Genomic DNA, 13,374 nt, shown 5'->3' on the forward strand with positions numbered 1-13,374 from the left:
GCGGAGTTCCCGCGCACCCGCCTCGTCCTGCCCGGCCTGCGCGTCGACCTCGCGCGGCTGGCCGCGTACGAGCGGGTCTGCGGCTTCGCCACCGGCGACGACGCCCTGCCCCTGACCTATCCGCACGTCCTGGGCTTCCCGCTCGCCATGCGCCTGATGAGCGACCGCGGCTTCCCGCTGCCGCTGCTCGGCCTCGTCCACACCTCCGTCGACATCACCCGGCGCCGGTCGCTCCCGGCCACCGGCGCGTACGAACTCGCCGTCTACGTCGGCGGTCTGGAGCCGCACCGGCGCGGCACCGAGGCCTCGGTGATCACCGAGATGCGGGACGGCGGGGAGGGCGGGGACGTCGTGTGGGAGTCGCGCAGCACGTATCTCGCGCGGCACCGCACGCACGCCGAGCCGTCCGCCGAACGGGCCGAGCAGGCACCGCTTCCCGTGCTCGCCGAGTGGCGGCTGGCCGGGGACGTCGGGCGGCGGTACGGGGCCGCGTCCGGCGACCGCAACCCCATCCACCTCCATCCCCTCACCGCCCGCCTCTTCGGCTTCCGGCGCGCCATCGCGCACGGCATGTGGACCGTGGCCCGCTGCCTCGCCGCCCACGGGGCGCCGGACGCGGTGCGGGCGCGGGCGGAGTTCCGGGCGCCCGTGCTGCTGCCGGGGACCGTGACGTACGGGGCGGAGGGGGGCCGGTTCGAGCTGCGCGGAAGCGGTGATCGCGTGCACGTCAGCGGGCGGGTGGATCCGCTGCCGTAGCGCCTCCCCGCTCCTCGCGGCCGACGACGCGGCCTCCCCGGCGCCCTGCCCCTGCCCCTGCCGTGACGGACCGGTTCAGCCACGGCTGACGCTGACCCCGCCGATCAGGCCCCACGCGTCGATACGGACCGTCGGGCCGCCGGGCTCGGTGGGACCGTCGTCCTTCACACCGCCGAGGCGGATGCCGTGGACCTCGACGCGGACGTCGGGGCGGACCTTGAGGCTGACGCCGCCGATCAGGCTCAGCTTGGTGACGCGGAGCTCGGCGCCGTCGGGAATGTCGATGTCGGTGAGGTCGATGTCCGCGCCGCCGATGAGGGAGGCGGTGAGGGTGCGCTCGTGCAGGGTCTCGCCCTTGAGGCGGTGACCGCCGATGAGGCTCACCTTGATGTCGGTCTTCTGCGGGTCCCCGCCACTGGCCTTCGTCATGGGCATGAAAGTACGGGCGGAGGGATGCGTTCCCCCAGTGTCCGTCGTCCGCCGATCGGGATGACAATTGCGCCGGCTAGCCGCACGGGCCGGGACGGACGTCGTACGGCCCGAAGCGGCCCTGGAGACCGAGCTGTTGCTCGGCCCGGTCGCGTCCCGTCTCGTCACCCTGCGGCCCGAGCCCACCCTGGCGTCGCTGCTCGCGGGAACCGGCGTGGACGTCGTCGACGCGGCCGCGTCACAGGACGGGCTGCTCCGCCTCCTGCGGGGGTGACCAGGGCCGCCCCTCCATCAGGTTGCCGAGCCCGGCCCAGGCGAAGTTCATCAGGGTGGCCGCGGCCTGCCGCGCGGTGACGCCGGGGGTCGCGTTGGCCCAGGCCGCGAGGGACTCGGCGGCGCCGACCAGCGCTTCGGCGAGCCCCGCGACCTCGCTCTCGGCCAGATCGGGATCCCGGTGCGCCTCCCGCGCGGCCACCACGATCAACTGCGTCACGAACGCGACCAGTTCCTCGCGCATCGCCGCCACCTCGGCCGCGAACGGCTCGCCGTGGGTACGGGCCTGCAGATGCAGCACGGCCCAGCCGTCCGGGTTCTGCGCGGTGTGCGTGAAGAACGCCCGCAGCCCTTCCCACAGTTGCCGGTCGACGGGCAGCTCCCGCCGCACCCCGGACCGCACCGCCTCCGTCAGCGCCTTCGCCTCACGCCGGATGCACGCGGTGAACAGGTCTTCCTTCGAGTTGAGGTACAGATAGACCAACGGCTTGGACACGCCCGCCAGTTCGGCGATCTCGTCCATCGACGCGGCCATGTACCCACGCTGCCCGAAGGTGCGCACGGCGGCGTCCAGCATCTGCTGCTCCCGCACCGCCCGCGGCATCCGCTTGGTCTTCACGGCACCCATGCCGCACAGAGTAGTTGGGACCAAGCGTGTGCAAACCCCGCGTGACAGGCTTACGAGGTCTGGGGTGCCTGGCCCTGGGTGCGGGCCGCGTCGTCCGCGTCGTCCTCCTGGGCCGCGTTCGCCTCGAAGTTCGCCTTCATCCGGTCGACCCGCTCGACGACCTTGATCGAGGCCCGGTCCCGCTCCTTGCGCAGGACGACGAAGCTGATGGGGGCCGAGATCAGCAGGGCGAGCAGGACCATCCAGATGCCGTTGGAGGCGCCGAAGCCGCGCGGGACGACGCCGGTGTAGACGAGACCCCAGACGACCACGAAGCAGCCCGCGAAGATCCCGAGGCGCATCAGCGTGTAGCGGAGCATCTCAATCCACTCTTCCGTCAACGGTACGAACATTGCCAAAGGGCACCGTCCAGTGAAGCACGTCAGGTACCCGATCTTGCAGGCGGGGGCTCAGCGCAGCGGCAGCAGCATGATCACGTCGTCGCGGTCGTCTCCCGGTGCCACCCGGATCGCCCCGGGGACGCGGCCGACCTCCTTGTAGCCGCAGGTGCCGTAGAAGCGTTCCAGCCCGAGGCCGCCCCGGCAGGTGAGCCGGATCGCCTCGATGCCGTCGAATCCGCACGCCGCGTCCTGGGCGGCGGCCAGCAGGTCGCGGCCGTACCCCTTGCCCTGGTGGCGGGGGTGGACCATCACCGTGTAGAGCCACAGCCAGTGGGTCATCAGCCGGTGCGTGTTGAGGGCGAGGAAGGCGGTGGCGGCGACCCGTCCGCCCTCGTCGTGCCCGACGAGCAGCCGGGTGCGGCCCTCCGCCATCGCGACCATGTGCCGGACCAGCTCCGGCCGGATCGTCTCCGCCGTCACCGGCGGCACGAAACCGACGGAGCCGCCGGCGTTGGACACGTCCGTCCACAGGTCGAGGATGCCATCGCGGAGGGCGGGGGTGACGGCAGGGTCGAGAGTGAAGGTAAGGGACACGTGGGTATCGTAGCCCTTACGCCAGGACGCGCGCCGCGACTTTCAGATCCGCTACGAGCCCTTGGTACGCCGACTCCCGATCGTCCGAGCGCAGCACGGACGAAGGATGAACGGTGGGCACCAGGCGCTCCCGCCGGCCGTGAACGTCCTCCTCCAGCACCGTCCCGCGCACCTGCGTGACCCGGAACGACGACCCCAGCAGCGCCTTGCCCGCGGTGGCCCCGAGCACCACGATCAGCTCCGGCTCCACGACGGCCAGCTCGGCGGCCAGCCAGGGCCCGCACGCGGTCATCTCGCGCAGCGTGGGCGCCTTGTGAATGCGCCGCTTACGGGGCTCGGCCTGCGTGAACTTGAAATGCTTGACCGCGTTGGTGACGTAGGCGTCCCTCGGGTCGATACCGGCGTCCACGAGAGCCCGGTCGAGGAGCTTCCCGGCGGGCCCCACGAACGGCTTCCCCTGCCGGTCCTCCTGATCCCCGGGCTGCTCCCCGACCAGCATCACGCGCGCGTGAGCGTCCCCTTCACCGAACACCGTCTGAGTGGCGTCCCGATGCAACGGACAGCCCCGGCAGTCTGCGGCGGCGCGGCGGAGGGAGGGAAGACCGCCGCGGTCGGGCACGAAGGGTTCGGCGGTGTACCGATCCTCCGGGGCCGAGCTCTGTATGGCCATGACCGCCGAGTACCCACCGTCCCCACGGCTGAAAAACCTACGGCCCCTCCCGCGCCTCGACCTCCGACAGGCCCGGGTGGAACAGGCCGTCACACACGTGGGGTGCCTCGGAGACGAACGGGGTCATGCCGACCACCCTGTCCTCCCACCGCTGGTCCGCCGGCCTGGAGATGACATCGACGGTCTCGGAGACGGCCGCCTTCGGTGCTGCCGGTCACGGAGCAGGGGCGCGGAATCACACCCGCATCGGCTGCGGCTCTTCCCTCCGCGCCGGGTCGGGGCCCTCGTACTCTCGGATGATCTCGTAGCGGGTGTTGCGCTCCACCGGGCGGAAGCCGGCGTCGCGGATCAGGTCCAGGAGGTCCTCGCGGGTCAGCTTGTTCGGGGTGCCGAAGTTGTCCGCGTCGTGGGTGATCTTGTACTCGACGACCGAGCCGTCCATGTCGTCGGCGCCGTGCTGGAGCGCCAGCTGCGCGGTCTGGACGCCGTGCATGACCCAGAAGACCTTGACGTGCGGGACGTTGTCGAAGAGCAGACGGGAGACAGCGAAGGTCTTCAGGGCCTCCGCGCCCGTCGCCATCTGGGTGCGGGCCTGAAGGCGGTTGCGGACCTTGCCGTCCTTCATGTCCACGAAGTCGTGCTGGTAGCGCAGCGGGATGAAGACCTGGAAACCGCCGGTCTCGTCCTGCAGTTCACGCAGGCGCAGGACGTGGTCGACGCGGTGGCGCGGCTCCTCGATGTGGCCGTACAGCATGGTGCACGGGGTCTTCAGACCCTTCTCGTGCGCCAGCCGGTGGATGCGGGACCAGTCCTCCCAGTGGGTGCGGTGGTCCAGGATGTGCTGCCGGACCTCCCAGTCGAAGATCTCGGCGCCACCACCGGTGAGGGACTCCAGGCCCGCGTCGATCAGTTCGTCGAGGATCTCCGACGCCGACAGCCCGCTGATCGTCTCGAAGTGGTGGATCTCCGTCGCCGTGAACGCCTTCAGCGACACGTTCGGCAGCGCGGCCTTCAGCTCCCGCAGGGACCGCGGGTAGTAGCGCCACGGCAGGTTCGGGTGCAGCCCGTTGACGATGTGGAGCTCGGTGAGGTTGTCGCTCTCCATCGCCTTCGCGAGCTTCACCGCCTCCTCGATGCGCATCGTGTACGCGTCCTTCTCACCCGGCTTGCGCTGGAAGGAGCAGTAGGCGCAGGAGGCCGTGCACACGTTGGTCATGTTGAGGTGCCGGTTGACGTTGAAGTGGACCACGTCACCGTTCTTGCGGGTGCGCACCTCGTGGGCGAGGCCGCCGAGCCACGCCAGGTCGTCCGACTCGTACAGCGCGATGCCGTCCTCGCGGGACAGCCGCTCACCGGAGCGGACCTTCTCCTCCAGCTCGCGCTTGAGCCCGACGTCCATGCCACGACCTTTCCTCTACGACAACTCGACCCAACGGTACGCCCACGGGCTCACACCTGTTCGGGCAGCTCACCCACCCGGTTCTCCCACTTCGTGGAGAGCACGATCGTGGTACGGGTCCGGGACACGCCCTTCGTCCCGCTGAGCCGCCGGATGATCTTCTCCAGGCCGTCCACGTCGTTCGCCCGCACCTTGAGCATGAACGAGTCGTCACCGGCGATGAACCAGCAGTCCTCGATCTCGCTGAGCTCCTTCATCCGCTGGGCCACGTCCTCGTGGTCGGCCGCGTCGGAGAGGGAGATCCCGATCAGCGCGGTGACGCCGAGGCCGAGCGAGGCGGCGTCGACGGTGGCGCGGTAGCCGGTGATGACACCGGCCGCCTCCAGCCGGTTGATGCGGTCGGTGACGCTGGGCCCCGACAGACCGACGAGGCGCCCCAGCTCCGCGTACGAGGCCCGGCCGTTCTCCCTCAGGGCCTGGATGAGCTGCCTGTCCACCGCGTCCATGCGATCGATGCCTTCCGCTGAAGAGTTCCCGAGTGATGAGAGGTAGTGCGAGGTGCTCACAGGTGCCGGCGCCCTAGTCCGCGCTGTGGCCGCCGCCCAAGTCGCCCTTCCAGCGCCGGTACAGGCCGTGCCCGACGCCCGCCGCGTCCAGCACCCGCCCGGCGACGAAGTCCACCAGGTCCTGGATGTGCGTGGCGCCCGCGTAGAAGGCGGGCGAGGCGGGGACCACGGTGGCGCCCGCGTCGTCGAGGGCGACGAGGTGGCGCAGCGTCTGGCCGTTCAAGGGGGTCTCCCGTACGGCCACGACCAGCGGCCGGCGCTCCTTCAGTGTGACGCTCGCGGCGCGCTGGAGCAGATCCTTGGACAGCCCGAGCGCGACACCGGCCACGCACGCCGTGGAGGCCGGCACGATGAGCATGCCCTTGACCGGGTACGACCCCGAGGACGGGCCTGCGGCGAGGTCCCCGGCGGGCCAGTACTGCACGGCGCCGACGTCCACGGTGTAGGTCCCGGGCTTTCCGTCGGCACCCCGCGTCAGCCATTCCCGCAGGTCGTCACGCCAGTGTGCGTCCCGGAACGAGATCCCCGTCTCGTCCAGGAGGGTGAGCCGGGAGGCCCGGCTGACGACCAGGTCCACGCTCTCGCCGGCGTCGAGCAGCGCACGCAGCACCGACGCGGCATATGGCGTGCCGGAAGCGCCGGACACCCCTACGATCCAAGGTGTACGCGGCGTCTCTCCTGGCTTGACTGGGTCCACGACACCGAGCCTATCCGGCGCCGCGGGGTGGGAACCGGTCGAGGGGGCTCGGTCGTTGTCCGTAGGGGTCGGGCGGATCGTTGGGGGACGGCATGTCGGGTACGGAGCTCGAGTGGTCGCGGGGCGAGCGGGCGAAGGCCGCGGCCAAGCTGATGGTGGGCTGGATCGCGCTGCTGTGGCTGCTGGAAGTGGTCGACGTGGTCAGCGGCCACGCGCTCGACGGTCTCGGCATCATGCCGCGCCGGGTCTCCGAGCTGGTGGACATCGTCCCGGCCGCGTTCATCCACTTCGGCTTCGCCCATGTGGCCGCCAACAGCGTGCCGCTGCTGGTCATGGGCTTCCTGGCGGCGCTGGGCGGGCTGCGCCGGTTCGCCGCCCTCTGCCTCGTCATCATCGTCGCCGACGGACTGGGCGTGTGGCTGACAGCCCCGGACCACACCAACACCGCGGGCGCGTCCGGCCTGATCTTCGGCCTGTTCGGCTTCCTGTTGGTCAGCGGCTTCGTCGAGCGCCGCCCGCTGGGCGTCCTGGTGGGCCTGCTGATCGGCGCCGTCTGGGGCACGTCGATCCTCCTGGGCCTGTCCCCCCTGCAGACGGGCGTCAGCTGGCAGGCCCACCTGATAGGCCTGGCGACGGGAGTCGGGACGGCGTTCTGGTTCCGGCGCCGCCCCGCCTCGCCTCCCGCACTCACACGGTGAGGCCCCGAACCAGCAGGTCCAGCAGCGCGCACACGAACAGGGCGATGCCGATGAAGCCGTTGACGCTGAAGAACGCGCGGTTGAGGCGGGACAGGTCGTGGGGTCGCACGATCGAGTGCTCGTAGACGAAGGCGCCCGCGACGATCATCAGACCGACCCAGAAGAACCCTCCCGCGTCGGTGGCGACGGCGTACCAGACGAGGAGGGACATGGTCAGCAGGTGGCACACCCGCGCGCCCCAGATGGCCCCCGGGATGCCGAAGCGGGCCGGTACCGACATGACGCCGATCTCGCGGTCGGTCTCGACGTCCTGGCAGGCGTAGATCAGATCGAACCCGCCGATCCAGATGCCCACGGCGAGGCCGAGGATCACCGCGTGCCAGTTCCACTCGCCGCTGATGGCGAGCCAGCCGCCGATCGGGCCCATGGCCTGGGCGAGCCCCAGGATGGCCTGCGGGAAGTTCGTGAACCGCTTGCCGTAGGGGTAGACGACCATCGGGACGACCGCGACCGGCGCCAGCGCCAGGCAGAGCGGATTGAGCAGCGCCGCCGAGCCGAGGAAGACCACGACCGCGATGAGGGCACCGGTCCAGGCGTGCTTCACCGACATCGCGCCGGTGACCAGCTCGCGGTGGGCCGTGCGCGGGTTCCGGGCGTCGATCTCCCGGTCGATGATCCGGTTCACGGCCATGGCGAACGTCCGCAGACCCACCATGCAGACGGTGACCAGGAGCAGCCGCCCCCAGTGGATGTTCTTGTCCCACTCGTACATCGCGGTGAGCGCGGCGATGTACGCGAAGGGCAGGGCGAACACCGAGTGCTCGATCATCACCAGACGCAGAAACGCCTTGGTGCGTCCTGGCTGCGGGATCGCGGCGGAGGCACTGCTCATGAAAGGCCGTACTCCTTCCAGCGGCGGTCGACCTTCGCCGCCGTATCCGGGTCGGACAGGACCATGTCGGGCCAGCCGCCGTCGCGGGTGTAGCCCTCCTCGGGCCACTTCTTCGTCGCGTCGATCCCGGCCTTGCCACCCCAGAACTGCTGGTAGGAGGCGTGGTCGAGATGGTCGACGGGGCCTTCGACGACGCTGAGGTCGCGGGCGTAGTCGGTGTTGCCGAGCGCCCGCCACGCGACCTCGTGCAGGTCGTGGACGTCGCAGTCGGAGTCCACGACCACGATCAGCTTCGTCAGGGACATCATGTGTGCCCCCCAGATCGCGTGCATGACCTTCTGGGCGTGCTTGGGGTACTTCTTGTCGATCGAGACGATCGCGCAGTTGTGGAAGCCGCCCGCCTCGGGCAGGTGGTAGTCCACGATGTCCGGGACGATGATCTTCAGCAGGGGGAGGAAGAAGCGTTCGGTCGCACGGCCGAGGGGTCCGTCCTCCGTCGGGGGCCGGCCTACGACGATCGACTGCAGCAGCGGGCGCTTGCGCATCGTCACGCAGTCGATGCGCAGCGCGGGGAACGGTTCCTGCGGGGTGTAGAAGCCGGTGTGGTCGCCGAAGGGGCCCTCGGGGAGCATCTCGCCGGGCTCCAGCCAGCCCTCGATCACGACCTCCGCCTGCGCCGGCACCTGCAGCGGCACCGTCTTGCAGTCCACCATCTCGATCCGCTTGCCGGCGATGAACCCGGCGAAGAGGTACTCGTCGATGTCACCGGGCAGGGGCGCGGTGGCGGCGTACGTCACCGCGGGCGGGCAGCCGAAGGCGATCGCGACCGGCAGCCGCTCGCCGCGCCGTGCCGCGACCTGGTAGTGGTTGCGGCTGTCCTTGTGGATCTGCCAGTGCATACCGATGGTGCGCTTGTCGTGCCGCTGGAGCCGGTACAGGCCGAGGTTGCGGATCCCGGACTCCGGGTCCTTGGTGTGGGTGAGGCCCAGGTTGAAGAAGGAGCCGCCGTCCTTGGGCCAGGTGAACAGCGCGGGCAGCCGGTCGAGATCGACGTCGTCCCCGGTGAGGACGACCTCCTGCACCGGCGCGTTGTCGGACTTCACCTTCTTCGGCGGTACGTGCGTCATCGCGCCGAGTTTGCCGAAGGCCTCGCGCACCCCGACGAACCCGTGCGGCAGTTCGGGCCGCAGCAGGCCGCCGATCTTCTCGCTGATCTCGCCGTACGACTTCAGGCCCAGGGCCTTCAGCAGCCGCCGGTCGGTGCCGAAGACGTTCATCGCGAGGGGCATGGCGGAGCCCTTCACGTTCTCGAAGAGCAGCGCGGGGCCGCCTGCCTTCTGCACCCGGTCGACGATCTCCCCGACCTCGAGATACGGGTCGACCTCGGCCTTGACGCGCTTGAGGTCGCCCTCGCGTTCCAGGGCCCTGAGCAGGGAGCGAAGATCGTCGTAAGCCATGGGTCCCAGTATCGGCCACCCGCTACCCTGACCCCGTCACCGGGGCCGACTCACCACCGCTGGGAGAGCACGCGAGCATGCTGAGGTATCTGCCGTTCCTTCTGGTGCTGGCCCTGTGGATCTACGCCTTCGTGGACTGTCTGAACACTCCCGAGGAGGAGGTGCGCGGACTGCCCAAGGTGGCCTGGGTGATCGTCATCCTGCTGTTCGGCGAGGTGCTGGTCGGGCCGGTGGCCTGGCTGATCGCCGGAAAGAACCGGTCGGCCGCCACCGGATCCGCGGGGCCCGCCGCGCCGGGGCGCTGGGTCGCGCCGGACGACAACCCCGACTTCCTGAAGTCCCTGGACGACACCAAGGGCGACAAGGACCCGGACAAGAACAAGGACTGAGTCTGAGCCGCCGCGGCGCCGGGGTCCGCCCTCACGACGGCGGGCCGTACAAGGTGTACGTCGCCGCAGCCCCCGAAGCGGACAGTGCGTCCCTGGGCCCGGACCGGTCGGAACCGGACACTTGGCTCGTATGACGACTGCTCCTGCCGACTCCGCCGGCACCCTCGCCCCCGCCTACGGTGACAAGGTCATCGCCGTCGAAACGGCGGGCTCCGAGCCCATCCCCGATGCCGAGCGGCACGGCAGCCCGCTCCAGCTGCTGTGGACGTGGGCCTCACCGAACATCGAGTTCGCGACTGTCTACATCGGTGTGATCGCGGTCCTCTTCTTCGGGCTGAGCTTCTGGCAGGCCACGGCCGCCATCGTGCTCGGCACCGCGGTCGGCGCGATCACGCAGGGCGTGCTGTCGCTGGACGGGCCCCGGTTCGGGGTGCCGCAGATGGTGATCGGCCGCCTCTCCTTCGGCTACTTCGGCAACATCCTGCCCTCGGCGGCCAACGGCCTGGTCGCGGGCGTGGGCTGGTTCGCGGTGAACAGCGTGAGCGCGGCCTTCGCGCTGAACACGCTGACGGGTCTGCGGCCGCTGCCGTCCCTGTTCCTCGTGGTCGTGGCCGAGATCCTCATCGGCTTCATCGGCCACAACTTCGTCCACACCTTCGAGAAGTACGCCTTCCCCACGCTCGCGGTGATCTTCCTGCTGGCCGGCGTGTGGACCTTCAAGGACGCCCATCTCGGCGGGGGCGGAACCGGCGGCGGGATCGGCGGTTTCCTGCTCGCCTTCAGCGCGGCCTGGGGCTACGCGGCGGGCTGGAACCCGTACGCCACGGACTACTCGCGCTACCTCCCCCGCACCGCGAACCGACTGAAGACGATCCTCTACCCGGCCGTCGGCCTGTTCGTGTCCGTCGCCGTGGTCGCGGTCATCGGCGCGGCCTCGGCGACGATCCTGGCCCCGAAGGACGCCACCCCGACGGCCGCCTTCACCGGCCATCTGCCGGGCTGGCTGGGCGACCTGGTGCTCATCGCGATCATCCTCGGCGGCATCTCGGCGAACGCCCTCAATGTGTACTCCGGGGCGATCTCCATCGCGTCCTTCGGCCTGAACCTCCCCACCTGGCTCAGCCGCGGGGTGCTGGTCGTGGTGTCGGGCGTGGCCGGTACGGCGGCGGCGTGGGCGTCACTGGACGACGCGGGGGCGGCGTACGAGGCGTTCCTGCTGGTGATCGCGTACTGGGTGGCGCCGTGGCTCGGGGTCGTCCTGACGGAGCGCTGGCTGCAGGGCCGAACGGCGACGGACGAGGCCCTGACGGCCCGCCTGAGGGACCGCACCTTCACCAACTGGCCCGGACTGGCGGCCCTGTTGATCGGCGTCGCGGTCTCGGTCCCCCTCTTCTCCAACCAGGAGGACTACGTCGGCTACGTCCCCAAGCACTGGCCGTCCTTCGGCGACATCACCCCGGTCGTCGGCTTCGTGGTGAGCGCGGTGCTGTACGCGGTGCTGCGGAGCCGGGGACGGGGTACGAGCGCGGCGGCCTGAGCGGACCGACGGGGCCGGACCTCCCCACGTTGATATACTGGCAGTGCCCTGTATATCAACGTGTGCTCGGAGGGCGTGTGTCCAGGACCCTGGTCGACATCGACGACGACATGCTGGCGTTCGCCCAGCAGCAACTCGGCACCAAGACGAAGCGGGACACCATCAACCGCGCCCTGACCATAGCGGCCGCGATCAGCGCGGACGACCGGGCACGGGCACTGCGCTGGCTGCAGGAGAACTCGGAGGACTACCTCGACTTCGAGGCCCTCGAGGCGCTGGAGCGCTCAGGACAGTGACGTATCTGGCCGACACCTCGGCGGTCTGGCGCCTTCTGCGCGGGCACATCACATCCCCGTGGCCCGAGCACGTCGCTCGGGGACTGGTGGCCGTCTGCCCGCCCGTCGAGGCCGAGTTGATGCGCGGAGTACGCGCGGACCGCGACCACGAGCCCTTCTTCACCATGCTCGGTCAGACCTTCGGCTGGGTACCCGCACCCGACGACGTCTGGCCGAGGATCATCGCCGTGCAGCGAGAGCTGCTGAAGATCGGCCATCACCGGGGCCCGTCACCCGTCGACATCCTGATCGCTCTGACCGCGGAACACCACCGACTGACCGTCCTCCACGTCGACGACGACTTCGGCGCCATCGCCAAGGTGCGACCGGGCATCCCGATGATCCGCCTGCAGCCGGACATCCGATGAGACCCACCTTCCGTCAGGCCACCGTCCGCAGCCCCCGCACCTGAGTCGCCCCCATCCCCCGGACCACCCGGTGTGCGCAGGCCGCCTGCAGCAACTCGCCCAGGAGGTCGGGGTCGTCGATCTCCAGGCCCAGCAACGACTCGATGCGCTCGAGGCGTTGGTAGAGGGACTGGCGGCCGATGTGGAGCAGGGCGGCCGTACGGGTCGGGGAGCAGCCGTGGCGCAGGTGCACCTCCAACGTCCGTACCAGGTCGCTGGGATGGGCCGCCTCCCACGCCAACAGCGGCCCCAGCGTGTGCTGCACCATCCGGGCAAGCCGGTCCCGGTTGGTGTCCACACCGCCACGGGTCAGCTCCCGCTCCAGGGCGAGCGCGCGGGCGGAGGTCACCAACGGGCCGTCCGGGACGGAGGGTTCGGCGGCCGGCACGGTCAGCGCCAGTTCCAGCGTCGTACGGGCCGCGCGCAAGGTGTCGCTCCAGCGCAGCCAGCCACCGCCCGCGTCCACGGCATGTCCGACGGCGACGGTGAGCCCGGACTCGGCGGCACCGCGGAAGGCGTCCTGGACGGCGCGGATCGGGTCGCCGGTTCCGGTGGCGGGCAGCGCGAGCAGGGCCAGCACGTCGCCCGGGAAGGCCGCCCGCAGCACCGCGGCCCCGCTCAGCAGCCGTACGGCCCGGTCCACCGCGCCGGTCTCCCGGGTCCCGTGCACGGACACCCCGATCAGCCGTGCCCCCGGCCCCGGATGGAACCCGGCGAGGGCCGAACGGGCCTCCACCTCGGGCTGGTTGAGGGCCGCCTGGTCGGCGAGGTCGGCGAGCAGGGCGGCCGTGTGGTCGTCGCCCCAGGGCCGTACCACCTGCCGCCCGGACAGCCCGCGCGCGACGATCGCCCGGTTGGCCGCCTCGGTGATCCGCACGAAGGGCACGACCCGGTGCAGGGCCAGCAGGGGCAGGCCGAGTCGCTCGGCCTCGTCGACGACCTCGGCGGGCATCTGGGGCAGGGACCGGCCGATCTCCACCGCCAGCCCCGCCGCACCGCGCGCGGCCAGCTCACGGACGTACCGCCGCCGTACCTCCTCGTCGGCGTCGGTGAGTCCGAAGCCGTTGGTGAGCAGCAGTTCGCCGCCGTCGAGGAAGTTCGCGCCCTCGTAGACCTCGCTGGAGTGGACCCAGCGCACGGGGCGGTCGAGGGCGGTCCGTCCGGTCAGCAGGCGGGGCTCGGAGGCGCGTACGGGATCGAGGTCCAGGACTTCGCGGAGCGTGAGGGCGGCCACGGGCACCTCCTGGGCGTGGACAGTTCGTCCGGC

18 protein-coding genes are annotated in these 13,374 nt (G+C 70.6%); 7 read left to right on the forward strand and 11 right to left on the reverse strand.

The features are described 5' to 3' along the window. A partial coding sequence (locus ABZZ74_RS41150) for a MaoC/PaaZ C-terminal domain-containing protein (RefSeq protein WP_356949261.1) occupies positions 1–756 on the forward strand: 756 nt, incomplete at its 5' end. 75 nt (positions 757–831) lie between these two features. Here the strand turns inward: ABZZ74_RS41150 and ABZZ74_RS41155 are convergent. Beyond that, the gene (locus ABZZ74_RS41155) at positions 832–1,185 is read right to left on the reverse strand and encodes a hypothetical protein (protein WP_356949262.1); all 354 of its coding nucleotides are present in this window, start codon (positions 1,183–1,185) and stop codon (positions 832–834) included. Between the two features lie 67 nt (positions 1,186–1,252). Here ABZZ74_RS41155 and ABZZ74_RS41160 point away from each other — a divergent pair, with 67 nt between their 5' ends. Further along, a complete protein-coding gene (locus ABZZ74_RS41160) occupies positions 1,253–1,459 on the forward strand; it encodes a hypothetical protein (RefSeq protein ID WP_356949263.1) in 207 nt (68 codons plus the stop codon). Here ABZZ74_RS41160 and ABZZ74_RS41165 read toward each other — a convergent pair. The 7 genes from ABZZ74_RS41165 to ABZZ74_RS41195 form a co-directional block, all read right to left on the reverse strand. Continuing rightward, entirely contained in the window at positions 1,424–2,086 is a 663-nt protein-coding gene (locus ABZZ74_RS41165) for a TetR/AcrR family transcriptional regulator (protein ID WP_208780172.1), read from the reverse strand. The two genes, ABZZ74_RS41160 and ABZZ74_RS41165, sit on opposite strands and share 36 nt — an antisense overlap. Positions 2,087–2,136: 50 nt before the next feature. Then, positions 2,137–2,445 carry a DUF4229 domain-containing protein gene (locus ABZZ74_RS41170; protein WP_133043439.1) on the reverse strand — a complete coding sequence of 103 codons (309 nt, stop codon included), beginning with the start codon at positions 2,443–2,445 and terminating at the stop codon, positions 2,137–2,139. A 90-nt stretch (positions 2,446–2,535) separates the two neighbouring features. Next, on the reverse strand, positions 2,536–3,060 hold the full coding sequence (locus ABZZ74_RS41175) for a GNAT family N-acetyltransferase (protein WP_356949264.1): 525 nt from the start codon (positions 3,058–3,060) through the stop codon (positions 2,536–2,538). A 16-nt stretch (positions 3,061–3,076) separates the two neighbouring features. Continuing rightward, complete coding sequence (locus ABZZ74_RS41180) at positions 3,077–3,730, reverse strand: UdgX family uracil-DNA binding protein (protein WP_356949265.1); 654 nt, start codon at positions 3,728–3,730, stop codon at positions 3,077–3,079. A gap of 235 nt (positions 3,731–3,965) precedes the next feature. Further along, positions 3,966–5,129: an aminofutalosine synthase MqnE gene (mqnE, locus tag ABZZ74_RS41185; RefSeq protein WP_356949266.1), complete on the reverse strand. Its 1,164-nt coding sequence runs from the start codon at positions 5,127–5,129 to the stop codon at positions 3,966–3,968. 50 nt (positions 5,130–5,179) lie between these two features. After that, a complete protein-coding gene (locus ABZZ74_RS41190) occupies positions 5,180–5,635 on the reverse strand; it encodes an Lrp/AsnC family transcriptional regulator (protein ID WP_240869314.1) in 456 nt (151 codons plus the stop codon). 73 nt (positions 5,636–5,708) lie between these two features. Next, complete coding sequence (locus ABZZ74_RS41195; protein WP_356949267.1) at positions 5,709–6,392, reverse strand: UbiX family flavin prenyltransferase; 684 nt, start codon at positions 6,390–6,392, stop codon at positions 5,709–5,711. A gap of 92 nt (positions 6,393–6,484) precedes the next feature. Between ABZZ74_RS41195 and ABZZ74_RS41200 the strand changes: the two genes are divergently transcribed. Further along, complete coding sequence (locus ABZZ74_RS41200; RefSeq protein ID WP_356949268.1) at positions 6,485–7,090, forward strand: rhomboid family intramembrane serine protease; 606 nt, start codon at positions 6,485–6,487, stop codon at positions 7,088–7,090. On the opposite strand, the gene mqnP is transcribed toward ABZZ74_RS41200, so the two are convergent. Both mqnP and ABZZ74_RS41210 read right to left on the reverse strand, forming a co-directional pair. Next, positions 7,080–7,982 carry a menaquinone biosynthesis prenyltransferase MqnP gene (gene mqnP, locus ABZZ74_RS41205; protein WP_356949269.1) on the reverse strand — a complete coding sequence of 301 codons (903 nt, stop codon included), beginning with the start codon at positions 7,980–7,982 and terminating at the stop codon, positions 7,080–7,082. The genes ABZZ74_RS41200 and mqnP overlap by 11 nt on opposite strands. Continuing rightward, the gene (locus ABZZ74_RS41210) at positions 7,979–9,439 is read right to left on the reverse strand and encodes a menaquinone biosynthesis decarboxylase (RefSeq protein WP_356949270.1); all 1,461 of its coding nucleotides are present in this window, start codon (positions 9,437–9,439) and stop codon (positions 7,979–7,981) included. The genes mqnP and ABZZ74_RS41210 overlap by 4 nt, the downstream gene beginning before the upstream one ends. A gap of 77 nt (positions 9,440–9,516) precedes the next feature. On the opposite strand from ABZZ74_RS41210, the gene ABZZ74_RS41215 reads away from it, so the two are divergent. The 4 genes from ABZZ74_RS41215 (at position 9,517) to ABZZ74_RS41230 (ending at position 12,068) form a co-directional block, all read left to right on the forward strand. Further along, positions 9,517–9,828, forward strand: coding sequence for a PLD nuclease N-terminal domain-containing protein (locus ABZZ74_RS41215; RefSeq protein ID WP_356949271.1), 312 nt, complete (start codon positions 9,517–9,519; stop codon positions 9,826–9,828). A 130-nt stretch (positions 9,829–9,958) separates the two neighbouring features. After that, the gene (locus ABZZ74_RS41220; RefSeq protein WP_356949272.1) at positions 9,959–11,365 is read left to right on the forward strand and encodes a cytosine permease; all 1,407 of its coding nucleotides are present in this window, start codon (positions 9,959–9,961) and stop codon (positions 11,363–11,365) included. A 77-nt stretch (positions 11,366–11,442) separates the two neighbouring features. Next, positions 11,443–11,661, forward strand: coding sequence for a type II toxin-antitoxin system VapB family antitoxin (locus ABZZ74_RS41225; protein WP_356949273.1), 219 nt, complete (start codon positions 11,443–11,445; stop codon positions 11,659–11,661). Then, positions 11,658–12,068 (forward strand): PIN domain nuclease, encoded by a 411-nt coding sequence (locus ABZZ74_RS41230; RefSeq protein ID WP_356949274.1) that lies wholly within the window; start codon positions 11,658–11,660, stop codon positions 12,066–12,068. Before ABZZ74_RS41225 ends, ABZZ74_RS41230 begins: the two co-directional genes overlap by 4 nt. Positions 12,069–12,081: 13 nt before the next feature. On the opposite strand, the gene ABZZ74_RS41235 is transcribed toward ABZZ74_RS41230, so the two are convergent. Next, positions 12,082–13,341 (reverse strand): PucR family transcriptional regulator, encoded by a 1,260-nt coding sequence (locus ABZZ74_RS41235; RefSeq protein WP_356949275.1) that lies wholly within the window; start codon positions 13,339–13,341, stop codon positions 12,082–12,084. Positions 13,342–13,374 lie beyond the last annotated feature (33 nt).

The organism is Streptomyces sp. NPDC006476, from assembly GCF_040612015.1.
Classification (GTDB): Bacteria; Actinomycetota; Actinomycetes; order Streptomycetales; family Streptomycetaceae; genus Streptomyces; species Streptomyces griseorubiginosus_B.